Origin of the sequence: Streptomyces sp. NPDC002730 (assembly GCF_042888805.1) — a bacterium.
Lineage (GTDB): Bacteria > Actinomycetota > Actinomycetes > Streptomycetales > Streptomycetaceae > Streptomyces.
Map to the genome: position 1 here is coordinate 1 of NZ_JBIAQG010000013.1, position 23,748 is coordinate 23,748.

20 protein-coding genes and 1 tRNA gene are annotated in these 23,748 nt (G+C 68.2%); 12 read left to right on the forward strand and 9 right to left on the reverse strand.

Annotated elements, in window-relative coordinates; all coding sequences use genetic code 11:
* The first annotated feature begins 94 nt into the window (after positions 1 to 94).
* Positions 95 to 1,318, forward strand: a complete 1,224-nt coding sequence (locus tag ACFYXH_RS29905; RefSeq protein ID WP_389569339.1) for a tyrosine-type recombinase/integrase — start codon at positions 95 to 97, stop codon at positions 1,316 to 1,318.
* 16 nt (positions 1,319 to 1,334) lie between these two features.
* Here ACFYXH_RS29905 and ACFYXH_RS29910 read toward each other — a convergent pair.
* A tRNA-Gly gene (locus ACFYXH_RS29910) sits at positions 1,335 to 1,408 on the reverse strand.
* Positions 1,409 to 1,653: 245 nt separating this feature from the next.
* On the opposite strand from ACFYXH_RS29910, the gene ACFYXH_RS29915 reads away from it, so the two are divergent.
* The 4 genes from ACFYXH_RS29915 to ACFYXH_RS29930 all read left to right on the forward strand — a co-directional run bounded on the left by ACFYXH_RS29915 (position 1,654) and on the right by ACFYXH_RS29930 (position 5,057).
* Positions 1,654 to 1,836 (forward strand): hypothetical protein, encoded by a 183-nt coding sequence (locus ACFYXH_RS29915; RefSeq protein WP_326651449.1) that lies wholly within the window; start codon positions 1,654 to 1,656, stop codon positions 1,834 to 1,836.
* 88 nt (positions 1,837 to 1,924) lie between these two features.
* A complete protein-coding gene (gene dcd, locus ACFYXH_RS29920) occupies positions 1,925 to 2,500 on the forward strand; it encodes a dCTP deaminase (RefSeq protein ID WP_327325006.1) in 576 nt (191 codons plus the stop codon).
* Between the two features lie 3 nt (positions 2,501 to 2,503).
* Positions 2,504 to 3,013: a phosphoribosyltransferase gene (locus ACFYXH_RS29925; protein ID WP_389569343.1), complete on the forward strand. Its 510-nt coding sequence runs from the start codon at positions 2,504 to 2,506 to the stop codon at positions 3,011 to 3,013.
* 733 nt (positions 3,014 to 3,746) lie between these two features.
* A complete protein-coding gene (locus tag ACFYXH_RS29930; RefSeq protein WP_389569345.1) occupies positions 3,747 to 5,057 on the forward strand; it encodes a DUF6777 domain-containing protein in 1,311 nt (436 codons plus the stop codon).
* A gap of 319 nt (positions 5,058 to 5,376) precedes the next feature.
* Here the strand turns inward: ACFYXH_RS29930 and ACFYXH_RS29935 are convergent, their stop codons facing one another.
* The 4 genes from ACFYXH_RS29935 to ACFYXH_RS29950 all read right to left on the reverse strand — a co-directional run bounded on the left by ACFYXH_RS29935 (position 5,377) and on the right by ACFYXH_RS29950 (position 10,787).
* Entirely contained in the window at positions 5,377 to 6,267 is an 891-nt protein-coding gene (locus ACFYXH_RS29935) for a Yip1 family protein (protein ID WP_389569347.1), read from the reverse strand.
* A 174-nt stretch (positions 6,268 to 6,441) separates the two neighbouring features.
* Positions 6,442 to 7,521, reverse strand: a complete 1,080-nt coding sequence (locus tag ACFYXH_RS29940; protein WP_389570014.1) for an FG-GAP repeat domain-containing protein — start codon at positions 7,519 to 7,521, stop codon at positions 6,442 to 6,444.
* Between the two features lie 309 nt (positions 7,522 to 7,830).
* Complete coding sequence (locus ACFYXH_RS29945) at positions 7,831 to 10,101, reverse strand: heterodisulfide reductase-related iron-sulfur binding cluster (RefSeq protein ID WP_385301750.1); 2,271 nt, start codon at positions 10,099 to 10,101, stop codon at positions 7,831 to 7,833.
* Positions 10,102 to 10,229: 128 nt separating this feature from the next.
* Positions 10,230 to 10,787 carry a sugar transferase gene (locus tag ACFYXH_RS29950; RefSeq protein WP_389569351.1) on the reverse strand — a complete coding sequence of 186 codons (558 nt, stop codon included), beginning with the start codon at positions 10,785 to 10,787 and terminating at the stop codon, positions 10,230 to 10,232.
* Positions 10,788 to 11,062: 275 nt separating this feature from the next.
* Here ACFYXH_RS29950 and dnaK point away from each other — a divergent pair, with 275 nt between their 5' ends.
* From dnaK to ACFYXH_RS29970, 4 genes are read left to right on the forward strand one after another with little or no spacing between them, the layout of a single operon-like run.
* Positions 11,063 to 12,919 carry a molecular chaperone DnaK gene (gene dnaK, locus ACFYXH_RS29955; protein ID WP_389569354.1) on the forward strand — a complete coding sequence of 619 codons (1,857 nt, stop codon included), beginning with the start codon at positions 11,063 to 11,065 and terminating at the stop codon, positions 12,917 to 12,919.
* On the forward strand, positions 12,916 to 13,557 hold the full coding sequence (gene grpE, locus ACFYXH_RS29960) for a nucleotide exchange factor GrpE (protein WP_327325018.1): 642 nt from the start codon (positions 12,916 to 12,918) through the stop codon (positions 13,555 to 13,557). The genes dnaK and grpE overlap by 4 nt, the downstream gene beginning before the upstream one ends.
* 30 nt (positions 13,558 to 13,587) lie before the next feature.
* Positions 13,588 to 14,775 carry a molecular chaperone DnaJ gene (gene dnaJ / locus ACFYXH_RS29965; protein WP_389569358.1) on the forward strand — a complete coding sequence of 396 codons (1,188 nt, stop codon included), beginning with the start codon at positions 13,588 to 13,590 and terminating at the stop codon, positions 14,773 to 14,775.
* 4 nt (positions 14,776 to 14,779) lie between these two features.
* Positions 14,780 to 15,241, forward strand: a complete 462-nt coding sequence (locus tag ACFYXH_RS29970) for a heat shock protein transcriptional repressor HspR (RefSeq protein ID WP_389569361.1) — start codon at positions 14,780 to 14,782, stop codon at positions 15,239 to 15,241.
* 165 nt (positions 15,242 to 15,406) lie between these two features.
* Here ACFYXH_RS29970 and ACFYXH_RS29975 read toward each other — a convergent pair whose 3' ends face one another.
* Positions 15,407 to 16,390 (reverse strand): helix-turn-helix transcriptional regulator, encoded by a 984-nt coding sequence (locus ACFYXH_RS29975; protein ID WP_362677775.1) that lies wholly within the window; start codon positions 16,388 to 16,390, stop codon positions 15,407 to 15,409.
* A 434-nt stretch (positions 16,391 to 16,824) separates the two neighbouring features.
* Between ACFYXH_RS29975 and ACFYXH_RS29980 the strand changes: the two genes are divergently transcribed.
* Positions 16,825 to 17,145 (forward strand): (2Fe-2S)-binding protein, encoded by a 321-nt coding sequence (locus tag ACFYXH_RS29980; RefSeq protein ID WP_142214562.1) that lies wholly within the window; start codon positions 16,825 to 16,827, stop codon positions 17,143 to 17,145.
* A 160-nt stretch (positions 17,146 to 17,305) separates the two neighbouring features.
* On the opposite strand, the gene ACFYXH_RS29985 is transcribed toward ACFYXH_RS29980, so the two are convergent.
* Entirely contained in the window at positions 17,306 to 17,713 is a 408-nt protein-coding gene (locus tag ACFYXH_RS29985; RefSeq protein WP_389569365.1) for a pyridoxamine 5'-phosphate oxidase family protein, read from the reverse strand.
* 142 nt (positions 17,714 to 17,855) lie between these two features.
* Between ACFYXH_RS29985 and clpB the strand changes: the two genes are divergently transcribed.
* On the forward strand, positions 17,856 to 20,441 hold the full coding sequence (gene clpB / locus ACFYXH_RS29990; RefSeq protein ID WP_389569368.1) for an ATP-dependent chaperone ClpB: 2,586 nt from the start codon (positions 17,856 to 17,858) through the stop codon (positions 20,439 to 20,441).
* A 140-nt stretch (positions 20,442 to 20,581) separates the two neighbouring features.
* Positions 20,582 to 21,133, forward strand: a complete 552-nt coding sequence (locus tag ACFYXH_RS29995; protein WP_389569371.1) for a YbjN domain-containing protein — start codon at positions 20,582 to 20,584, stop codon at positions 21,131 to 21,133.
* A 21-nt stretch (positions 21,134 to 21,154) separates the two neighbouring features.
* Here ACFYXH_RS29995 and ACFYXH_RS30000 read toward each other — a convergent pair whose 3' ends face one another.
* On the reverse strand, positions 21,155 to 22,357 hold the full coding sequence (locus tag ACFYXH_RS30000; RefSeq protein WP_389569374.1) for a hypothetical protein: 1,203 nt from the start codon (positions 22,355 to 22,357) through the stop codon (positions 21,155 to 21,157).
* A gap of 122 nt (positions 22,358 to 22,479) precedes the next feature.
* Positions 22,480 to 23,679, reverse strand: coding sequence for a pyridoxal phosphate-dependent aminotransferase (locus ACFYXH_RS30005; RefSeq protein WP_389569377.1), 1,200 nt, complete (start codon positions 23,677 to 23,679; stop codon positions 22,480 to 22,482).
* Positions 23,680 to 23,748: the final 69 nt, after the last annotated feature.

The window sequence follows — 23,748 nt, forward strand, 5'->3', positions numbered from 1 at the left end:
CCGCTGGAACAGCTCCCACAACTCATCCGGCACCAGCCGCTCAACGATCCTCGCCACGGCACGAGCTTACCCAGCCAAATGAGATGACGTCTAAGTGGCGAAGACAGGACCGAAGAAGGGTAAGAACTTCCGGCGCTTCGGAGCGGTACGCCAGTACCGCTCCGGCCGCTGGACGGCTACCTATCTTGATCTGCTCGGGGAGCGTCGACGAGCACCGGACACCTTCGCAACCAAGACCGATGCTGAGGTCTGGCTGAGTCAGGTTGAAGCAGACCTCACACGCGGAGACTGGCGAGACCCAGACGCGGGGGCGGTCAACTTCGAGGAGTACGCCTTGAAGTGGGTCGTGGAGCGCGGAATCGCGCCCACCACGAATGAGCTTTACCGGCGACTCCTGCGGCTGCACATCCTCCCGGCGTTCGGGCGATATGACCTGGATCAGATAACCCCACCGCGGGTCCGCGAATGGAGGGCCGAACGGCTCACATCGACCGGTGCCACGACGGTGGCCAAGTCGTACCGGCTCCTGAAGGCCGTACTTGAGACCGCCGCTGATGACGAGTTGATCCGCCGGAACCCGTGTCGGATCAGAGGGGCAGGCAAGGAGTCCGCGATTGAACGCGAGATCGCCACAGTGGAGCAGGTGGATGCGCTCGCGGACGCGGTCGGGCGCAGGTGGCGGCTCATGGTTTACCTCGGTGCGTACGGCCCGATGCGGCCGGAGGAGCAGGCCGAGCTTCGCCGTAGGGATGTGGACCTGGACCTGGACAGCATGACGATCCGAGTCCGCCAGGCCGCGCCGGAGCTGAGCACTGGTCAGCGAGCCGTGGGCGACACCAAGTCCGCGGCGGGCAGGCGCTATGTCGTTCTGCCGGCCTTTTTGCACACGGACCTGAGGAGACATCTCGACTGGTACGCGGAGAAGGAGCCGGACGGTCTGCTGTTCGTGGGGGAGAAGGGCGCTCCCTTCCGGCGTTCCTCCTTCGGACGGAAGTGGCGGAAGGCGCGAGCCAACGTCGGGATGCCGGATGGCTTCCGCTTCTACGACCTTCGCCACACCGGTCACACGCTGTCCACACGGTCCGGAGCCACGCTCAAAGACACGATGGTGCGCGCCGGACAGTCGTCGGAGAAAGCGGCGCTGATCTACCAGCACTCAGACCGCGAGCGTCAGAAGGAGGTGGCGAGGGGGTTGGACAAGATGGTCCGGGCCGCCCGGAAGAAGGGCTCTGACCAGCCTGAACAGGGTCCAAGTGGTGCGCGACGCCTGAATCGGTCTAGACAACACAAAGGCCCGGGTTGGGGATCATGTCCCTGACCTGGGCCTTATCTTTTGGAGCGGGTGACGGGAATCGAACCCGCGCTCTGAGCTTGGGAAGCTCATGTTCTACCATTAAACTACACCCGCGCGGCGGGCCGTCGACCGGCGACCGCATCGTCGCACACTGTACCCCATCGCTGGCCCCCGGTGTATTTAGGCGCGGGGCCTTTGTGCTGTCCAGAGGGCGGATGCAGTCGCTGTCGCCGACCCGGATGCGGCTGCGGCGTACGGGAGTTGAGGCGTACCGTTGCGTGCGGAGTGCCGCATGCGGGCGCGTCCCGTTCATCCCCTAATGTGGTCGTTCGTCCACATTTTGTTGGGGAAGGGACCCGATGGACTTGATGGAGCGCACCGTCGTCCGCTGTGCCGAGGGGCACGTCTTCAGTACCGCTTCGTTCCCGATGCAGCAGCTCGGCGCCGATCGGATCGGGCCCGGGCGGCTCATCCGGTGTCCGCGTTGCGCGCGGCTTCGCAGCGTCGTGCCTGTGGAGTCGGAGCGGTCGGCCAAGCGGTAGCCGGTAGCCGTAGGGAAGCGGCGGTCGGAGTGGGCGCGCGGGCTGTCCCGATTGGGGTGGGCCCGCGCGCTCTGCGTATCCTCGGTGCGTGCTTCTCTCAGACAAGGACATCCGGGCCGAGATCGACGCCGGACGGGTGCGTATCGACCCGTACGACGAATTCATGGTGCAGCCCTCGAGCATCGATGTGCGGCTCGACCGCTACTTCCGGGTGTTCGAGAACCACCGCTATCCGCATATTGATCCTGCTGTCGAGCAGACGGATCTGACCAGGAAGGTCGAGCCGGAGGGGGACGAGGCGTTCATCCTGCACCCCGGTGAGTTCGTCCTTGCCTCGACCTACGAGGTCATCTCGCTGCCGGACGACCTCGCCTCGCGGCTGGAGGGGAAGTCCAGCCTCGGGCGGCTGGGGCTGGTCACGCACTCGACCGCTGGGTTCATCGACCCCGGCTTCTCCGGGCACGTCACGCTTGAGCTGTCGAATCTCGCGACGCTGCCCATCAAGCTCTGGCCGGGCATGAAGATCGGTCAGCTGTGCATGTTCCGGCTGAGCTCGCCGGCCGAATTCCCGTACGGGAGCGAGCGGTACGGGTCCCGCTACCAGGGGCAGCGTGGGCCCACGGCGTCGCGGTCGTACATGAACTTCCACCGGACGCAGGTGTGAGCGATGAGTGAGGCACGGGAGAACCTGACGTACGAGACGTTCGGCGGGGCGATCCGTGAGCTTGCGCAGGCCATCGCCGACGACGGGTACGAGCCCGACATCGTGCTCAGCATCGCCAGGGGTGGCGTGTTCGTCGCCGGGGGACTGGCGTACGCGCTCGACTGCAAGAACATCCACCTGGTGAATGTGGAGTTCTACACGGGGGTCGGGACCACTCTCGAGATGCCGGTCATGCTCGCGCCCGTCCCGAACGCCATTGATTTCTCGAACAAGAAGGTCCTTATCGCCGACGACGTCGCCGACACCGGCAAGACGCTGAAGCTCGTGTACGACTTCTGCGTCGACCAGGTCGCCGAGGTGCGCAGCGCCGTCATCTACGAGAAGTCGCAGTCGCTGGTGAAGTGCGAGTACGTCTGGAAGCGCACCGACGAGTGGATCAACTTCCCCTGGAGTGTCCTGCCTGTAGTACGTAGGTCCGGGGAGCCGGTCACTCCGTCGAAGGAAGCCCTCTGACCTGCGGCTGAGAAGCATTCCTTCTCGTTCGTTGTAGTTCCACAAGGATCGACGTTCGCTGCTGCCACAGTTCCTGGTGGCTCAACAGGGCCTCCGCACTGTTCCGTGCCCGACTGGTCGAGGGTCGCCTCGACGATTCACCCGGCCCCGAGCAGGCGCCGGGTCATCCGGCTGTGCTCGAGTCGCCACCTGGGAGCCATGGCACGCGGAAATGGACACCATCAGGTGGCGCGTTGCTCCACGGCGACGTCAAGAGGCCCGGGACCAGCGGGCGCTTTCCCATATGGGAACGCCGTTCTCTGTCAAGTCCCGAAAAGCAGTGACGTGTCGCGATGGCAAAGCTCGGGGCCTACTCGAGAGGCGGGCTTTGACAAAGCCGGTGCATGATCAGTGCCTCCCGGACATGGAGCGATAATGGCCTTAGGGAGGCGAATGAGAATAATTCCCATTCCGCGATATCTATGCGGTTGAGGAGATTGCCGTGAGTTCCCTACCTCCTTCGTCCGAGCGCCCCACCGGCCCTCCCTCCGGTCCGCTGTCCGGCCAGCCCTCAGGTGAGCAGGCGCCGGTACCTCCGCCCCCACCCGGGCCTCCGCCCCCACCCGAGCCACCGCCCCCACCGGAGTCCATGGGTCCGCCCGGCGAACCGGATGAGCCTCATCGCGGAGGACTGCCCCGGTGGCGGACGCGGAGAACTTTGCTGGGTGCCGGCACTGTGGTGGTGGGTGCCGCGATGGCGGTGATCCTCACGGTCGCCCTCCCCGGCGGGAAAAAGGGCGGTGGGGAGGTCTTCCTCCAGACCGCCGCCGCGGCCGGCTCTGATCCGTTCACCCCGTCGACCGTCACCCAGGACAAGGATGCCGCAGCCTCGTCCACAAGCCCTGGTACGTCATCGGCCGGCGGCACGGGCACCCTCGTCGTCAACGGTTCCCACCCGGGACTGTACGGCGGTGCGCAGAACGTCGCGAGCTGTGACGTCGAGAAGCAGGTCAAGTTCCTCATGCAGAACGGCGACAAAGGGCAGGCCTTCGCCGGAGCCCTCAACATCCGGCAGCCCGAAATCCCCCAGTACATGAGGTCCCTGACGCCGACTCGGCTGGTCTGGGACACACGCGTCACGAACCACGGGTACAAGAGCGGCGCGGCGACCAGCTATCAGGCCATCCTGCAGGCCGGCACGGCCGTCCTCGTCGACGACCGCGGTGTTCCGCGCGTCCGCTGCGCCTGCGGCAACCCCCTGACTCCGCCCGTCGCCGGCGAGAACAAGCAGAAATACACCGGCAGGCAGTGGTCGTCGTTCCAGCCTTCCCACCTCGTTGCGGTCGCACCCGCCGAAAAGCCCATGAAGGCCGTGACGATGTTCGACCAGGAGCGCAAGGGCTGGTTCCAGCGTCCGAGCGGCGACCTCCTGGGCAAGAGCGACGCAAGGGTTCCCGCCCCGAAGGGCCAGCCTGCCGGAACGCCGTTCCCTGTCCTGCCCCCTCCTGAATCGACAGAGGAGCACCAGGACAAGGAGTACCCGGAGAAGGGCAAGCAGAAGGACGAGGACAGCAAGAAGGACGAGGACAGCAAGAAGGACAAGGACAGCAAGAAGGACAAGGACACCAAGAAGGACGAGCCCAAGGACCACCCGAAGGACGAGCCGAAGGACGCGCCCAAGGACGCGCCGAAGGACGCGCCGAAGGACCAGCCCAAGGACCAGCCCAAGGACGCGCCGAAGGACGAGCCGAAGGACCAGCCGAAGGACGCGCCCAAGGACGCGCCCAAGGACGAGCCGAAGGACGAGCCCAAGGACACGCCCAACGACGCGCCGAAGGACGCGCCCAAGGACACGCCCAAGGACCAGCCCAAGGACGCGCCCAAAGACGAGCCCAAGGACCAGCCCAAGGACGCGCCCAAAGACGAGCCCAAGGAGCAGCCCAAGGACGCGCCGAAGGACGAGCCCAAGGAGCAGCCGAAGGAGGAGCCGAACGACCAGCCCAAAGACGAGCCGAAGGACCAGCCGAAGGACCAGTCCAACCAGGACTACACAGGCGCCGGTTGAGCCGCCGGCCCCGGAGTCGCCGCGGAGCTGAAGGAGTCGAGCAGGAGCTCTGAGCTTGGGAATCGCCTTGCTTGCGCGAGCAGTTGGGGCGCTGGCCTGGGGGAACGGTGTTCTGTGCGTGCAGGGGGGTGCCCAACAGGCCGGCATTGACCGCTGTTTACCGGCTCTATGGGCACGCACCGGGCACGTGACCTCTTCGTCCCGACCTTCCGGCGGGGCGGTCGCTGCGGTCTGCTGGGCTGGTCAGGCGTCTGCGAGTACGGACATGGAGAAAGGCCCCCGGATGGCTCCGGGGGCCTCTGCGCGTCCGTAGAAAGTCCTAGATCGTGCCCAGCTTGATGATCGACAGCAGTGCGATCAGCTGGATCGCCGACGCGCCCAGCGCCTTCGGCCACGGCAGATCGTGCGACTTGCTCACCATCGACGTGAACAGCGCTCCCGCCGCCACCCATGTCGCCCAGCCCAGGATCTGGACCAGGGAGTTCTCGCCGCCCAGGAAGAGGGCGAAGATCAGGCGCGGGGCGTCCGTGATCGACATGATCAGCATGGAGAGGCCGACCGTCGGCTGCCAGGCGCCGTCGCCGCCGAGCTGGCGGGCCATGGTGTGGGTCACCGCGCCCAGGATCAGGCCGCCGATGACGAATGCGACCGCCGTCGTCAGTACGTACGGGATGGCCGCGGAGATCGTCGCGTTGATCGTCTCCTCGCGGGCCTTGTCGAAGCCGAAGAGCGCGAGCAGTCCATAGAGGAACGTCACGATCAGCGCCGGGCCCCACACCGGGTAGTCGCGCATCTGCCAGAACGTCGGTCCGGGGCGCAGCACAATGCCGCTCAGCAGCTGCTTCCAGTGCAGACGCGGGCCGGACGGGGCGGCAGCGGCCGCGCCCGCGCGGTAGGTCGCGCCGTCGCCGTACGGGTCCTCGTTGACGCTGAACGCCTGGGTGTGGCCAGGGTTGTTGGCGTACGGGTCACCGTGCGGGGGCTGCTGGTACGGGTCGCCGAAGTACTCCGGTTCGCCGTACGGGCCCTGAGGCTGCTGCTGATGATGACCGCCGCCGGCCTGGGGCCACTGCGGCGGTTGTTGCTGCTGCGCATACGGCGGCGCCGCACGGCCGCCCCCGCCCCGGTAGGGCGGCGGCGGTGCCTGCTGCGGTTGCTGCTGCTGCGAGGTGCGGTTGTCCCGGCCGCGTCCGATCCTGAATCCAGCCACGTATTCGAACGTACCTGGTCCCGCAGAGTGAGGTGCTCGACCCAGGGGAACAAGCGGTCCTTTGCTGCTGAGCTGTGACATCCCCTAGGGGAACCCCGGGGGGTCTGCCGTACTGCGCTCAGCTGGGCATTCGGCGGGCGCAGGGGCAGCCGTACGGCAGGCGGTCAGGTCAGGTCAGGGCAGGAAGACCGACGTACTGAAGGTGAGCAGCGCGCGCGTCCGCTCCGCCGCGGGGTACAGCGCCACGACGTCCGCGTGTTCGCCACGGTGCGTACGTGTCACCAGGTCCGGGCGCTTGTCGCCGTCGAAGTCCGCGTACTCGAGGACGTCGGTCGCCGGGCTTGTCTCGCCGGACGGGAGCGCGGGGGCCGGCGGCAGCTGTACCGGCTTGGCGCGGTACGTGCCGCCCTCGCGGCCGGGGCCGTCGGGGCCGCCGAGCAGCAGCTCCCCTTTGGCCGCCGCGCCCGGCCTGGGGGCGCGGGCCGACACCACCAGGTCGTCGTAGCCGTCGTCATTGGTGTCCGGCTCGGGTGCCGGTGCGGAGAGCGCCGGGCCGCCGCCCGGGACAGGCGCTGCGGCGGCGCGCGGGGCGCCGGCGCGGGTGAAGGGGCCGCGCAGGAAGCTGACATGGCCCGCGGAGGCGGTCACCGCCAGGTCGGTGCTGCCGTCGCCGTCGAAGTCGCCGCAGACGGGGTGGTCGGGCCAGTCGTTGCCGTATCTCGCCTGGTCGGGGATGCGGAGGACGACCGCCTTGCCGCCGAGGCCGGTGGGGGAGCCGAAGAGGAGCTGGAGCGGTACGGGTGGGCGGCCGATGCCGTTGTACGGCGGGTCCGTGGCGACGATCAGGTCCGCGAAGCCGTCCTTGTCGAGGTCGCAGGAGGCCTCGGCGTCGAAGGCGGCGGGGAGGGTGCCGTCGACCGGTGCGGCGTTGGCGCGCGGGGTGAGGATCTGGCGTCGGGCGGGGTCGAGCCGGCGCAGGGCGGCGGTGCCGTAGACGATTCCGATGCCCGCGTCGTCGCCGTGGCTGTCGTCGGGGGCCTTCACCAGGTCGTTCAGTACGAGATCGCGGTGGCCGTCGCCATTGAAGTCCTCGGGGACGCGGCTGCCGGTGCCGTGGGGGACGGGGAGGCGCGGGGTGGCGGCCCGGCCGGCGAGCGGGGCGGTGTCGCCGTTCTTGGCGGCTGCGGGCCGGTCGGCCTCGGGGCTGCTCGTGCAGCCCGCCAGCAGCACTGCGCAGGCGCAGGCGGCGCCCATCGCCGCTGCTGCCGCCGTTCGTATCCGCACGACCCACCCCGTCCGTCTGTTCTGTGCTCAGTCGCCCCACGATGCTCGTTCGGCCGTCGCGGCAGGGCAATGGATCCGTCGTGATCGCAGGCCAATGGTTATGCGGTGGGTAGTGGGGTGGTCGCGGAATGCAGCGCAAAGGGCAACAGACACGATAAACCAGACACCGAACCACCCTGGGGGCCATTCGAGTGGCCCGCGGACACGCGAGTACGCACACAAGAGAGCGGCCGGTTCTGCCCCCGAGGCAGATCCGGCCGCTCCCGCGTTACGCAGGGACTACTTCACCGGCTCGGGCTCCGGCGCGTCCTCCGACTCCTCGGCGGCAGCCGGGTCGGCCGGAGGCGTACGCACCGAGTCGAGGAGCAGCTGCGCCACGTCCACGACCTGGAGCGATTCCTTGGCCTTGCCGTCGTTCTTCTTGCCGTTCACCGAGTCCGTGAGCATGACCAGGCAGAACGGGCAGGCGGTGGAGACTATGTCCGGGTTCAGCGAAAGGGCCTCGTCCACGCGCTCGGTGTTGATGCGCTTGCCGATCCGCTCCTCCATCCACATCCGGGCACCACCGGCGCCGCAGCAGAAGCCGCGCTCCTTGTGGCGGTGCATCTCCTGCTGGCGCAGGCCGGGGACGGCGGACATGATCTCGCGCGGCGGCGTGTAGACCTTGTTGTGACGGCCCAGGTAGCAGGGGTCGTGGTACGTGATCAGACCCTCGACCGGCGTCACCGGAATCAGCTTGCCCTCGTCGATGAGGTGCTGGAGCAGCTGCGTGTGGTGGATGACCTCGAACTCGCCGCCCAGCTGCGGGTACTCGTTCGCGATCGTGTTGAAGCAGTGCGGGCAGGTCGCGACGATCTTCTTCGACGACTTGGGCTTCTTCGTCGAGGGGTCCTCGTCGTCTTCGCCGTACGCCATGTTCAGCATGGCCACGTTCTCCTGGCCGAGCTGCTGGAACAGCGGCTCGTTGCCCAGGCGCCGGGCCGAGTCACCCGTGCACTTCTCGTCGCCGCCCATGATCGCGAACTTCACGCCCGCGATGTGCAGCAGCTCGGCGAAGGCCTTGGTGGTCTTCTTCGCCCGGTCCTCGAGGGCGCCCGCGCAGCCGACCCAGTACAGGTAGTCGACCTCGGACAGGTCCTCGACGTCCTTGCCGACGATCGGGACCTCGAAGTCGACCTCCTTGGTCCACTCGACACGCTGCTTCTTGGCAAGACCCCAGGGGTTGCCCTTCTTCTCCAGGTTCTTGAGCATCGTGCCCGCCTCGGACGGGAACGCGGACTCGATCATCACCTGGTAGCGGCGCATGTCGACGATGTGGTCGATGTGCTCGATGTCGACCGGGCACTGCTCGACACACGCACCGCAGGTGGTGCAGGACCACAGCACGTCCGGGTCGATGACGCCGTTCTCCTCGAGCGTCCCGATCAGCGGGCGCTCGGCCTCGGCGAGGGCCGCCGCCGGCACATCCTTGAGCTGCTCGGCCGAAGCCTTCTCCTCGCCCTCCATCGTCTTGCCGCCGCCGGCCAGCAGATACGGGGCCTTGGCGTGCGCGTGGTCGCGCAGCGACATGATCAGGAGCTTCGGCGAGAGCGGCTTTCCGGTGTTCCAGGCGGGGCACTGCGACTGGCAGCGGCCGCACTCGGTACACGTGGAGAAGTCGAGGATGCCCTTCCAGGAGAACTGCTCGACCTGGGAGACGCCGAAGACGTCGTCCTCGCCCGGGTCCTCGAAGTCGATCTCCTTGCCGCCGCTCGTCATCGGCAGGAGCGCGCCGAGGGCGGTCGAGCCGTCGGCGTTCCGCTTGAACCAGATGTTCGGGAAGCCGAGGAAGCGGTGCCAGGCGACACCCATGTTGGTGTTGAGCGAGACCGTGATCATCCAGATCAGCGAGGTGCCGATCTTGATCATCGCGGTGAAGTAGATGAGGTTCTGGAGCGTCGCGAGGCTGAGCCCCTTGAAGGCGAGGACCAGCGGATACGAGACGAAGTACGCGGCCTCGTAGCCCTCGACATGGTGGATCGCGCCCTCGAGCCCGCGCAGGGCGAGGATCGCGAGACCGATGGTGAGGATGACGTACTCGACGAAGTACGCCTGCCAGGCCTTGGAGCCCGCGAAGCGTGACTTGCGGCCGGCCCTGGACGGCAGGTTCAGCAGCCGGATGGCCATCAGCACGACAATGCCGACGACCGTCATCAGGCCGATGAACTCGATGTACATCTCGAACGGCAGGAAGCCGCCGATGACCGGCAGCGTCCAGTCCGCCTGGAAGAGCTGTCCGTATGCCTGCGCCAGCGTCGGCGGCAGGGTGAGGAAGCCGATCGCGACGAACCAGTGGGCGAAGCCCACGATCCCCCACCGGTTCATCCGGGTGTGGCCGAGGAACTCCTTGACCAGGGTGATCGTGCGCTGCTTGGGGTTGTCGGTACGGCTGCCCGCGGGCACGGCCTGGCCGAGCCTGACGAACCGGTAGATCTGCGCGACGGCTCGGGCGATGAGCGCAACGCCGACCACGGTCAGGACCAGCGACACGATGATCGCGGCGAGTTGCATTTGGGGGCTCCTCGGGCCTGCGAGGGTGGATTCAGCGACTACTACTAAGCGGTAACTTAATCAGTCCGTGCTGAGACTACCCACTTATTCCGCCGCACTGTAGCCGCGCACGCGGTGATCTGTGTCGCTCAGGCAAGCCTGACCGGGCGGGCCTGGCGGGGACGGACCGGGGGGCGCCCGGCGAAGGCGGCCGGGAGGGTCCGGGCCAGGATCAGTAGGTCCAGTCCCAGCCAATACTCCTCCATGTAGTGCAGATCGAGCACGGCCATCTCCTCCCAGGGGAGTTCGGAGCGCCCGCTGATCTGCCAGAGGCCGGTGATGCCGGGGCGTACGCCGAGACGGGCGCGGCCCGCACCGGTGGCGGGCTCGGACCTCTCCGGCGGCAGCGGCCGTGGGCCGACGAGGGACATCTCGCCGCGCACCACATTGATCAGCTGGGGCAGTTCGTCGAGGAAATGGTCGCGCAGCGGCCGTCCGACGGGTGTGCTGCAGCGGGTGCCGGCCCGCCGTGTGCGGAACGTCAGCATCGCAAAGGTGTGACCGCCGAGGCCGGTCCGGTTCTGGCGGGCCAGGACGGGCCCCGGAGAGGTGAGCGCGACCGCCGCGGCGACCGCGAGCAGTAGCGGGGACAGGAGCAGCAGCAGGATCAGACTGCCCGTCAGGTCGACGGCTCGCTTTGCAGGCATGGATACACGCCCTTCATCACGATTGACAGTTATTGACCGTTTTTGCGGCTATGACTTTCGCAGATGGACGCTTTGTGAACCGGTCCGCCACGCGCGCGGACCCCCGCACGGACCCCTGGGTGCAGGCTGGGCGCAGGACTTGGCCGCAAGGACCGGCAAGGGTGCTCGTAAGGGCCGGATAAAAGTTGAGTGGGGCCGACTCAGGTCTGTTGACTCGATCGACCCGGTCATGCATCCTTGAGCCAGATCCACTCAAGTCAGCTGGAGGAATCGAAATGGCACGTGCGGTCGGCATCGACCTGGGCACGACTAACTCCGTCGTCAGCGTTCTGGAGGGCGGAGAGCCCACCGTCATCACCAACGCCGAGGGTGCCAGGACCACGCCGTCCGTCGTCGCCTTCGCGAAGAACGGTGAGGTGCTGGTCGGCGAGGTTGCGAAGCGTCAGGCGGTCACCAACGTCGACAGGACCATCCGGTCGGTCAAGCGCCACATGGGCACCGACTGGAAGATCGAGCTCGACGGGAAGCACTTCAACCCGCAGCAGATGAGCGCCTTCATCCTGCAGAAGCTGAAGCGCGACGCGGAGTCCTACCTCGGCGAGAAGGTCACCGACGCGGTCATCACCGTACCGGCGTACTTCAACGACTCCGAGCGTCAGGCGACCAAGGAGGCCGGTGAGATCGCGGGCCTGAACGTCCTGCGTATCGTCAACGAGCCGACCGCGGCAGCCCTGGCCTACGGCCTCGACAAGGACGACCAGACGATTCTGGTCTTCGACCTCGGTGGCGGCACCTTCGACGTCTCGCTGCTGGAGATCGGCGACGGCGTCGTCGAGGTGAAGGCGACCAACGGTGACAACCACCTCGGTGGTGACGACTGGGACCAGCGCGTCGTCGACTACCTGGTGAAGCAGTTCGCCAACGGTCACGGCGTCGACCTGTCCAAGGACAAGATGGCTCTCCAGCGTCTCCGCGAGGCCGCGGAGAAGGCGAAGATCGAGCTGTCGTCCTCGACCGAGACGAACATCAACCTGCCCTACATCACGGCCTCCGCCGAGGGCCCGCTGCACCTGGACGAGAAGCTCACCCGGGCTCAGTTCCAGCAGCTCACCGCGGACCTGCTCGAGCGCTGCAAGACCCCGTTCCACAACGTCATCAAGGACGCCGGCATCCAGCTGTCCGAGATCGACCACGTGGTCCTGGTCGGCGGCTCGACCCGGATGCCCGCCGTCGCCGAGCTCGTCAAGGAGCTCACCGGCGGCCAGGACGCCAACAAGGGCGTGAACCCGGACGAGGTCGTCGCCATCGGCGCCGCGCTCCAGGCCGGTGTCCTCAAGGGTGAGGTCAAGGACGTCCTGCTCCTCGACGTGACCCCGCTGTCCCTCGGTATCGAGACCAAGGGCGGCATCATGACCAAGCTCATCGAGCGCAACACCACGATCCCGACCAAGCGGTCCGAGATCTTCACGACGGCCGAGGACAACCAGCCGTCCGTGCAGATCCAGGTCTACCAGGGCGAGCGCGAGATCGCGGCGTACAACAAGAAGCTCGGGATGTTCGAGCTGACCGGTCTGCCGCCGGCCCCGCGCGGGGTCCCGCAGATCGAGGTCGCCTTCGACATCGACGCCAACGGCATCATGCACGTGACCGCGAAGGACCTGGGCACGGGCAAGGAGCAGAAGATGACCGTCACCGGCGGCTCCTCGCTGCCGAAGGACGAGGTCGACCGGATGCGCCAGGAGGCCGAGCAGTACGCGGACGAGGACCACCGTCGCCGCGAGGCCGCCGAGAGCCGTAACCAGGGCGAGCAGCTCGTCTACCAGACCGAGAAGTTCCTCAAGGACAACGAGGACAAGGTTCCCGGCGAGGTGAAGACCGAGGTCGAGACCGCGCTCACCGAGCTGAAGGAGAAGCTCAAGGGCGAGGACACGGCCGAGATCCGTACCGCCACCGAGAAGGTCGCCGCGGTCAGCCAGAAGCTCGGCCAGGCGATGTACGCCAACGCCACGCCCGAGGGCGGTGCCGCTGCCGGTGCCGACGCCCCCGCCGGGGAGCAGGCCAAGGCTGAGGACGACGTCGTCGACGCCGAGATCGTGGACGACGAGAAGGACGCGAAGGGTGGTGCCGCGTGACCGAGGAGACTCCGGGCTTCGACGAGAAGCCCGACGTCCCCTCCGGCGCCACACCTGACGACGCCGCCGAATCCGCCGAGTCCTCCGAGAAGGAGGGCCCGGCGGCCCCGGCAGGGGACGCAGCAATGATCGTCGGCCTGACAGCACAGCTGGACCAGGTCCGCACGGCGCTCAACGAGCGCACGGCAGACCTCCAGCGGCTCCAGGCCGAGTACCAGAACTACCGCCGTCGCGTGGAGCGCGACAGGATCACGGTCAAGGAGATCGCCACGGCGACCCTCCTGACCGAGCTCCTGCCCGTACTCGACGACATCGGCCGCGCCCGTGATCACGGGGAGCTGGTGGGCGGGTTCAAGTCGGTTGCCGAATCTCTTGAGACGGCCGCCGCCAAGATGGGCCTGCAGCAGTTCGGCAAGGAGGGTGAGCCCTTCGACCCGACGATCCACGAAGCCCTGATGCACTCGTACGCACCGGATGTCACAGAGACCACGTGCGTCGCGGTCCTGCAGCCGGGGTATCGCATCGGCGAGCGGACCATCCGCCCCGCGCGGGTTGCGGTGGCCGAGCCCCAGCCGGGCGCGGCTCCGAAGGACGAGACGGCAACCGACGAGGAGAGCGGTGGCCCGGAAGAGGGCTGACGCAATGACCGGCCGAGAGGAGGGACGTCGATGAGCACGAAGGACTTCGTCGAGAAGGACTACTACAAGGTTCTCGGCGTCCCGAAGGACGCCACCGAGGCTGAGATCAAGAAGGCGTACCGGAAGCTCGCCCGCGAGTTCCACCCGGACGCCAACAAGGGCGACGCCAAGGCCGAGGAGCGCTTCAAGGAGATCTCCGAGGCCAACGACATCCTCGGCGACCCCAAGCGGCGCAAGGAGTACGACGAGGCGCGCGCCCTCTTCGGCAACGGTGGCTTCAGGCCAGGTCCCGGCGGCCCCGGCGGCACCTTCAACTTCGACCTGGGCGACCTCTTCGGAGGCACCCAGGGCGGGACGCAGGGTGGCGCCGGAGGCTTCGGCGGCGGCCTCGGCGATGTGTTCGGCGGCCTGTTCAACCGCGGCGCCGGCGGCGCCGCGGGTACGCGTACCCAGCCGCGCCGTGGCCAGGACATCGAGTCCGAGGTGACGCTCAGCTTCACCGAGGCGGTCGACGGGGCCACGGTCCCGCTGCGGATGTCCAGTTCGGCGGCGTGCAAGGCGTGTTCGGGCACCGGCGACAGAAACGGTACGCCTCGGGTGTGCCCGACCTGTGTCGGCACCGGCCAGGTCTCGCGCGGCGGCAGCGGCTCCTTCTCGCTCACCGACCCGTGCGTGGACTGCAAGGGCCGCGGCCTGATCGCACAGGACCCCTGCGAGGTCTGCAAGGGCAGCGGGCGCGCCCGCTCCTCGCGCACCATGCAGGTCCGTATCCCCGCGGGCGTCTCCGACGGCCAGCGGATCCGGCTGCGCGGCAAGGGCGCGCCGGGCGAACGAGGCGGCCCGGGCGGCGATCTGTACGTCGTCGTGCATGTCGGCGCCCACTCCGTCTTCGGCCGCAAGGGCGACAACCTCACGATCACCGTGCCCGTCACCTACACGGAGGCGGCGCTCGGCGGCGAGGTGAAGGTACCGACCCTCGGCGGTCCCCCGGTCACGCTGAAACTGCCCGCCGGGACGCCCAACGGCCGTACGATGCGGGCCCGCGGCAAGGGTGCGGTCCGCAAGGACGGCACCCGCGGCGACCTGTTGGTCACCGTCGAGGTCGCGGTACCCAAGGAGCTGAGCGACAAGGCGAAGGAAGCGCTGGAGGCCTACCGCGAAGCCACCGCGGAGGAGGACCCGCGGGCCGAGCTGTTCCAGGCCGCGAAGGGAGCATGACGCAATGGACGGACGTCGCCGACAGTATTCAGCTGTCAGCAGGGCTTACGAACTGACCGACGAGTCGCCGGTGTACGTGATCTCGGTGGCCGCGCAGCTCTCGGGCCTGCATCCGCAGACCCTGCGACAGTACGACCGGCTGGGTCTGGTCTCACCGGACCGTACGCCGGGCCGGGGTCGGCGTTACTCCGCCCGCGATATCGAACTGCTTCGCACCGTCCAGCAGTTGTCGCAGGACGAGGGCATCAACCTGGCCGGAATCAAGCGCATCATCGAACTGGAGAACCAGGTCGCGGCGCTCCAGCAGCGGGTTGTCGAGCTGTCGGCGGCCGTGGACGGCGCGGCGGCGGCGATGCAGCAGCGCGAGGCGCAGGTGCATGCCTCCTACCGGCGCGATCTGGTGCCGTACCAGGATGTGCAGCAGGCGAGCGCGCTGGTGGTCTGGCGGCCCAAGCGTCCCGAGTAGGACCGGAGTTGTACGGCCGAGGGGCCGGGGAGCGAGTCGCTCTCCGGCCCCTCAGCCGTGTGAAACATGGGACGGGACGCCAGCTTCTTACGTCCCTCTTCTCATGTCCTCCTACGCCCCCGCGGCATCCGGATCCCGCCGTTCTCGCCGGCCCCGCCGTGGGCCTCAGCCTTCGTGCTCCAGGATCCCCGACTGCGCGATGAGATAACCGAGTTGGGTCCGGCTGCCGCTGCCCAGCGAAGAGCCCAGCTTGGCGATATGGGCACGGCAGGTACGGACGTTCATACCGAGCCGCCGGGCGATGGCCTCGTCCACATGGCCCTCGACCAGCAGCTTGGCGATCGAGCGCTGGACGCCTGTGATGCCGTCCAGCGGGGGGCCGTAGGAGACCTGCTCCTCCCACGGGATGCCGTGCAGCCAGAACTGCTCGAAGACGCCGACGAGATACTCGACGATTCCCTTGTGCCGTAGCTCAAGTGCCGAGAGCCTGTCGCTACTTGCCGGTATGAACGCCACTTTCCGGTCGACAATGATCAGCCGGTCGATGATCTCCTCGAGCGTGCGCACCTCCACGCCGGACGGGCCGACCTGCTCCATGTAGGCCAGGGTGGCCGGGTGGTGGCGGGCCGTGTGCTGGTAGAGCGTCCGCATCCGTACGCCGCGGTCGATCAGCGGCTCCACGCGGCGCAGCGCCTTCTCCAGGATGTGCGGCTGTCGCCCGCTGCCGGGCTGCACCGTGAGAAGTTCCTCCGAACAGTCTGCGGTGACCTGGTCAAGGGTTGTGTTGATGCGGTTGAGACCCTCGAGGACGGTGATCCCTTGTGGGACGGTGGAGTTCTGAGCACTGAACGCCATGAATGGCTCAAGAGCATCGGTCAGAGCGACAGTTCGTCGTCGGCGCTCTTGGATCTCCCGCTCGATGGGGTGTATCAGCTGTGTCAGCGCAGTGGTCGGCGGAACCGGACGGAGCCATTGAGCGTCGTCGGGATCCGGATGCAGTAGGGCGAGATCGAAGAGACAGGGCGTGGGCTCCGCCTCTGACCGGGCTATTCGCCCGGTCCGCAGAGCGGTGATGTATAGATTCTTCCCCGCCTCGCACAACTCGCCGTCTGCGTGAGGGTGTCCCGTTTCGCCCCCCTTCGATGACATGTGCACCCCCTCAGGCTCCTGCATTACAGGAACATGATGCCTGCCGTCGCTGGTGCAAGCGTTCGGAGTGAGACATCGTCTTATGCGCGGGGGAGGAGGAATGATCAAAAGAGGTGGAGATCACCCATGTCTAGGACGCTTCGTGCTCTTTGTGCTCTTGCCATAGCGGCGGCCGCGCTCGGTGCGGTGGCTTCCGGCGAGCCCTCCTGGGGTAGCTCTCCCGCCGGCGCTGTGACGGCAACCCCTGGCGAACCTTCGTGGGGCTTCGTTCCCGCGGACGCTGTGGCAGCAACGCCCGGTGAGCCCTCCTGGGGTTTCGTCGCAGCAGACGCGGCGCTTACCCCTGGTGAGCCTTCCTGGGGTGTAGCACCGGCGGACGCGGCGCTTACCCCTGGTGAGCCCTCCTGGGGTGTCGCTCCGGCCCGCACGGACGCATGACCGTTCCACCGGACGACCGGGTCTTCCGGCGTGAAATGGCTACGGCCTATCGATCGGGGTGGCATTTCATCGACCTCGTCACGGCAATCCCCCACCGTGGCGACTCGTTGATGGTCACCCTCTTCGGAGAGCCGATCGTCGTGGCGCGCGAGGAGGATGAGGACGTCCGCGCGTATCGGTGCCTTCGCAGACCCCGTGGAGCTCCGCAGCCCGTCCGCTGTGCCATCCGGTACGGCATGATTTTCGTCAATCTTGACCAGCGGGACCACCAGCTGGTCGAGCCCGACACCACCACCGCCACCCCCCGCAGTGCCTGAGCGGTTCCCCCGTCGTTGTAAATCGCTCAGGTGCTTCCCCCACACAGCGGCGCCATCGTGGACCTGAAACACGATGGCGCCGCTGTGCTTTTCCCGTACGGAGCTTCTCCCGTAGGGAAGCGGGACGGCCGGCGGCAGCCGCGTCCCTCAGTCGCGTCCGTCAGCCGCGCCCCAGCGCCCGGTCCAGGGCGATTTCGATGAGCACCCGGTCCGGGTTGGGCGCCGGCATCCGCTCGTAACGCTCCGCGTAGCGCCGTACCGCGTCCTCGATGAGCTCCGGCTCCGTGCGTACGGTCGCTCGCCCCTCCAGCGTCGCCCAGCGCCCCCTGTGGACCTGACAGACGGCCACGCGCGCCCCGCCCTGCCGGTCCGCGGCCAGGATGTTGGCCACCTTCCTGCTGCTCTTGTTGGTGATGATGCGGGCGAGCCCGGCCTCGGGGTCGTACGTCACGCCCACCGGCACGACGTGTGGGCTGCCGTCCGGACGCTGTGTCGTGAGCGTGCACAGATGGTATTCACGCCAGAACGCGAGGTACTCGGGAGCGGGGTTGCGTACGTCGATGGCCATGCCCTGCAGGGTAGTGGGGGCAAGGGTTCGCGTCGGCATGTCCTGGCCTGCTCCATACTTGAGTGAAGTAGACTCAACTTAGTGCAGGTTGAATGAGTCAGTGTTGAGGGAAGAGTCCCTACAGCGAGGAGGAGAGGCCGCAGTGGACGCCGAGCTGACCAACAAGAGCCGGGATGCGATCAACGCCGCCACCACCCGGGCCGTGTCCGAGGGGCATCCCGATCTGACCCCCACGCATCTGCTGCTCGCGCTGCTCGCGGGCCAGGACAACGAGAACATCACCGATCTGCTGGCCGCGGTCGAGGCCGACCAGGCCGCCGTACGGTCCGGGGCGGAGCGTCTGCTGGCCGCGCAGCCCAGCGTCACCGGGTCCACCGTCGCGCCGCCGCAGCCCAACCGCGAGCTGCTCGCCGTCATCGCCGACGCCGCGCAGCGGGCCAAGGAGCTCGGGGACGACTACATCTCCACCGAGCATCTCCTCATCGGAATCGCCGCCAAGGGCGGGCAGACCGGGGAGGTGCTGGACCAGCAGGGGGCCACGGCGAAGAAGCTGCTGGCCGCGTTCGAGACGGTAAGGGGAGGGCGCCGGGTGACCACACCCGACCCTGAGGGGCAGTACAAGGCGCTGGAGAAGTTCGGTACGGACTTCACCGCCGCGGCCCGCGAGGGCAAGCTCGACCCGGTCATCGGCCGGGACCAGGAGATCCGCCGCGTGGTGCAGGTGCTGTCGCGGCGTACGAAGAACAACCCCGTCCTCATCGGTGAGCCCGGCGTCGGGAAGACCGCGGTCGTCGAGGGCCTCGCCCAGCGGATCGTGAAGGGCGACGTGCCCGAGTCGCTCAGGAACAAGCGGCTGGTCTCGCTCGACCTCAGCGCGATGGTCGCGGGCGCGAAGTACCGCGGTGAGTTCGAGGAGCGGCTGAAGACCGTCCTCTCCGAGATCAAGGGGAGCGACGGCCAGATCATCACCTTCATCGACGAGCTGCACACTGTCGTGGGCGCCGGCGCGGGCGGCGACTCGTCCATGGACGCGGGCAACATGCTGAAGCCGATGCTGGCGCGCGGCGAGCTGCGCATGGTCGGCGCGACGACGCTCGACGAGTACCGCGAGCGGATCGAGAAGGACCCCGCGCTGGAGCGGCGGTTCCAGCAGGTGATGGTCGCCGAGCCGTCCGTGGAGGACACGATCGCGATCCTGCGCGGGCTCAAGGGCCGGTACGAGGCACACCACAAGGTGCAGATCGCGGACTCGGCGCTGGTCGCCGCCGCGACGCTCTCGGACCGGTACATCACCTCGCGCTTCCTGCCCGACAAGGCCATCGACCTTGTCGACGAAGCCGCCTCCCGGCTCCGTATGGAGATCGACTCGTCGCCGGTCGAGATCGATGAACTCCAGCGCTCCGTCGACCGGTTGAAGATGGAGGAGCTCGCCCTCAAGAACGAGACCGACCCGGGCTCCATGCAGCGCCTGGAGAAGCTGCGCCGCGACCTCGCCGACAAGGAGGAGGAGCTGCGCGGCCTTACCGCGCGCTGGGAGAAGGAGAAGGAGGGCCTCAACCGCGTCGGTGCGCTGAAGGAGAAGCTCGACGAGCTGCGCGGCCAGGCCGAGCGGGCCCAGCGCGACGGCGACTTCGACACCGCGTCCAAGCTGCTGTACGGGGAGATCCCGGGCCTGGAACGGGAGTTGGAGGAGGCGGCGGAGGCCGAGAAGGAAGCGGCCAAGGACACCATGGTCAAGGAGGAGGTCGGCCCGGACGACATCGCGGACGTGGTCGGCTCCTGGACCGGGATCCCGGCCGGGCGGCTGCTCGAGGGCGAGACGCAGAAGCTGCTGCGCATGGAGCAGGAGCTGGGCAGGCGGCTGATCGGCCAGACCGAGGCGGTACGGGCGGTGTCCGACGCGGTCCGGCGCACCCGGGCCGGGATCGCCGACCCCGACCGGCCGACCGGCTCGTTCCTCTTCCTCGGCCCGACCGGTGTCGGCAAGACCGAGCTGGCGAAGGCCCTCGCCGACTTCCTCTTCGACGACGAGCGGGCGATGGTCCGCATCGACATGAGCGAGTACGGGGAGAAGCACTCCGTGGCCCGGCTGGTCGGCGCGCCTCCCGGGTACGTCGGCTACGAGGAAGGCGGCCAGCTCACCGAGGCCGTGCGGCGGCGTCCGTACTCCGTCGTGCTGCTCGACGAGGTGGAGAAGGCGCATCCCGAGGTCTTCGACATCCTGCTCCAGGTCCTCGACGACGGCCGGCTGACGGACGGGCAGGGCCGGACGGTGGATTTCCGCAACACGATCCTGGTCCTGACGTCGAACCTCGGCAGCCAGTATCTGGTCGAGCCGCTCACCTCGGAGGAGGAGAAGCGGGAGCAGGTCCTGGAGGTGGTCCGGGCGACCTTCAAGCCGGAGTTCCTGAACCGGCTGGACGATCTGGTGGTCTTCTCGGCACTGTCCCGCGACGAGCTCGCGCACATCGCGAAGCTCCAGATCGACCGCCTCGCGCAGCGCCTCGCCGAGCGCAGGCTCTCGCTGGAGGTCACCCCGGCGGCGCTGGAGTGGCTGGCCGACGAGGGCAACGACCCGGCGTACGGGGCGCGCCCGCTGCGCCGTCTCGTGCAGACGGCGATCGGCGACCGCCTCGCGAAGGAGATCCTCGCGGGCGAGGTCGCGGACGGCGACACGGTACGGGTGGACCGTTTCGAGGACGGCCTGATCGTGGGCAAGGCCGGCTGACGCGGTGCGGGGTCCGTCTTGCCGAGGCGAAAGGCTCCGGCCGGAAATGTCAGCCTGCAGCGGATCGGGTGAGTCGGGGGTTGCCATGCCCCGCCGGGCATGGGAGAGGATGGCGGGAACCGTACGAAGGGAAATACACGGTGACCATCGATCCGTCCTCGATTCCTAATTTCGGGGGCCAGCCCCAGCCGCAGGCCGCAGGACCGGCGGGCCCCGTCGTTCCCGATCAGGACCTGGTCAAGCAGCTCCTCGATCAGATGGAGCTCAAGTACGTCGTCGACGACGAGGGCGACCTCGCCGCGCCGTGGGAGGAATTCCGCACGTACTTCATGTTCCGCGGCGAGGAGGACCAGCAGGTCTTCTCGGTGCGGACCTTCTACGACCGTCCGCACGCCCTGGAGGACAAGCCCAAGCTCCTCGACGCGATCGACGACTGGAACCGCCGCACCCTGTGGCCGAAGGTCTACACGCACATCCACGACGAGGACGAGGACGCACCCAGCACGGTCCGCCTCATCGGCGAGACGCAGATGCTGATCGGCATGGGCGTCAGCCTGGAGCACTTCGTGTCGTCGACGGTCAGCTGGGTCCGGGCCTCGATCGAGTTCGACAAGTGGCTCGTGGAGCAGCTCGGCCTGGAGCCGGCGGACGAGCAGTCCGCCGACGAGAAGCCCGCCGACGACGAGGCCTGAGCGGCCTCCCGGCAGCACCGGCTACGGCGCCAGCGGGGACAGTGTCACCAGATACGTCCCGTAGGCGAACGACAGCCCGGCCAGCGCGACGGTCACCACGACCGCCGCACTCGGCCGGGCTTTCGTCATGACGCGGGCCACCGGCAGCAGCAGCGGAAAGGCCGGCAGCAGAAAGCGCGGCTTGGACTCGAAGAAGCCGGAGCCGCCGACCGTGATCAGCACCAGCACGATGGTGTAGACGAACACCGCCAACGGCGGCCGCTCCAGCGCGAACAGCACGAACAGCACCACCGCCGCCGCGACGATCAGCAGCGCCACCACGGGTGGGAACATCGCCGGGCGCAGCACGATGTCACGCACCACCTTCAGAGCTCCGATCCCGAAGTCGAAGCGCGAGTTCCAGCCGCGCTGCACGGCGAAGTACCCGTCCAGTGGGTCGCCCTTGCGGAAGCCGACGAAGAGCACATAGCCGCACCAGCCGAGCGGGGCCACGGCCGCGCCCGTCCAGATCCGCCACCCCGGGCGCTCGCCTTGCCGGTACGCCTTGGACACCTCGTACGCCGCCACCGCGAGCACCGCCGCGGCCACCGCGATCCCGTTGGGCCGGGAGAGCCCGGCGAGCGTCGCCAGCGTGCCCGCCCACACCCAGCGGCGGGTGAGCAGCGCGTACAGCGACCAGGCGGCGAACGCGGTGAGCACCGGCTCCGTGTACGCCATGGAGAGCACGATCGAGTGCGGCAGCAGGCCCCAGAGCAGGACCACCGCGGTCGCGATGCGCCGCCCGCTCAGCCGCTCGACGACCGCGTAGATGCCCCAGGCGGCCGCCGCGGCCGCGGACCAGGAGAGCAGCAGCCCGGCCGTGCCGCTGGTCACCGGCAGCAGGGTTGTCACCACGCGCAGCAGCCCCGGGTAGAGCGGGAAGAACGCCAGATCGCTCTGGACCGAGCCGTCCGGCCAGCTCAGGACGCGGCCGTAGCCGTGCTCGGCGATCAGCATGTACCAGTCGGAGTCCCAGGCGCGGGCCACGAGCATCCGGGGCGAGCGCCCGATGTGCCAGGCCCAGCCCGCCATCACCAGCAGCCCGGCCAGCCGCGCCGCCGCGAACAGCCCCAGCGCGGGGGCTGCCCTCAGCAGCGCGGCGCGCCAGCGGGGAGCGGGCCTGGCAGCCGCCGCCGCTGTGCTGTCGAAAGTGTCGGCGGACAGGGTGCACCTCCGGGCGCGCACAGGGGGTCGGTCAACCCGACCTTGTGCCGCCCAAGGCGCGCGCGCGAGCGCTGCGCAGCAGATGGTGCTGGTTCTTACCCGGTCGGCTGAAGGTGTGCGTGTCACTCGTGACAGCGGGCGGTTCAGCCGTTAATGAGCCCCTTCAGGCGGGTCACGGCCTCCTGGAGCACGGACTCACGCTTGCAGAATGCGAATCGGACGAACGGCGCGCCCTGGTCACGGTGGTCGTAGAAGACCGCGTTCGGGATGGCGACGACCCCGCACCGTTCCGGCAGCGCCCGGCAGAAGGCGAAGCCGTCGTCCTCGCCCAGGGACCGGATGTCGGTGGTGACGAAGTACGTGCCCGCCGGGCGGTAGACCTCGAAGCCGGCATCCACCAGACCCGCGCTCAGCAGATCCCGCTTGGCCCGCAGACCGTCCCGCAGGTCTTCGAAGTACGTGTCCGGCAGCCGTAGCGCCTCGGCCACCGCGTACTGGAACGGCCCCGCCGACACGTACGTCAGGAACTGCTTCGCCGACCGGACCGCCGTGACCAGCTCGGGCGACGCCGTCAGCCAGCCGACCTTCCAGCCGGTGAACGAGAACGTCTTGCCGGCCGAGGAGATGGTCACCGTGCGCTCGCGCATCCCGGGGAAGGACACGATCGGGACGTGCTCGCCGTCGAAGGCGAGATGCTCGTACACCTCGTCGGTGACGACGAGCAGATCACGCTCGACGGCGAGTGCGGCGATCGCCGCCAGCTCCTCGCGCGTGAGCACCGTGCCGGTCGGATTGTGCGGCGTGTTGAGCAGGATCAGCCGGGTCCGGTCGGTGATCGCGTCCCGCAGTTCGTCCAGGTCGAGGTGGTACGAGCCGTCCCGCGGCCGCAGTGTCACCGGTACCCGCGTCCCGCCCGCCAGCGCGATGCACGCGGCGTACGAGTCGTAGTACGGCTCCAGCGCGATGACCTCGTCGCCCGGCTCCACCAGCGCGAGCAGCGCCGCCGCGATCGCCTCCGTCGCCCCCGCCGTGACCAGGACCTCCGTGTCGGGGTCGTACGACAGGCCGTACCGCCGCTGCTGATGGTCGGTGATCGCGGTGCGCAGCTCGGGGATCCCGGGACCCGGCGGGTACTGGTTGCCGCGGCCGTCGCGCAGCGCCCGTACCGCCGCTTCCCTGATCTCCTCGGGGCCGTCCGTGTCGGGGAAGCCCTGACCGAGGTTGATCGACCCCGTCCGTACGGCCAGCGCCGACATCTCCGCGAAGATCGTCGTGCCGAATTCCGCCAGTCGGCGGTTGAGCAGCGGTCGTGGTCCGGGTTCGCGTCCAGTCATGGCCGACATCCTGTGCCCAAGCTCTGGAGTTGCTCAAGTCTGCTTTGGGTCTTCGGAGCCAGGGGCATCCCCCTCTCA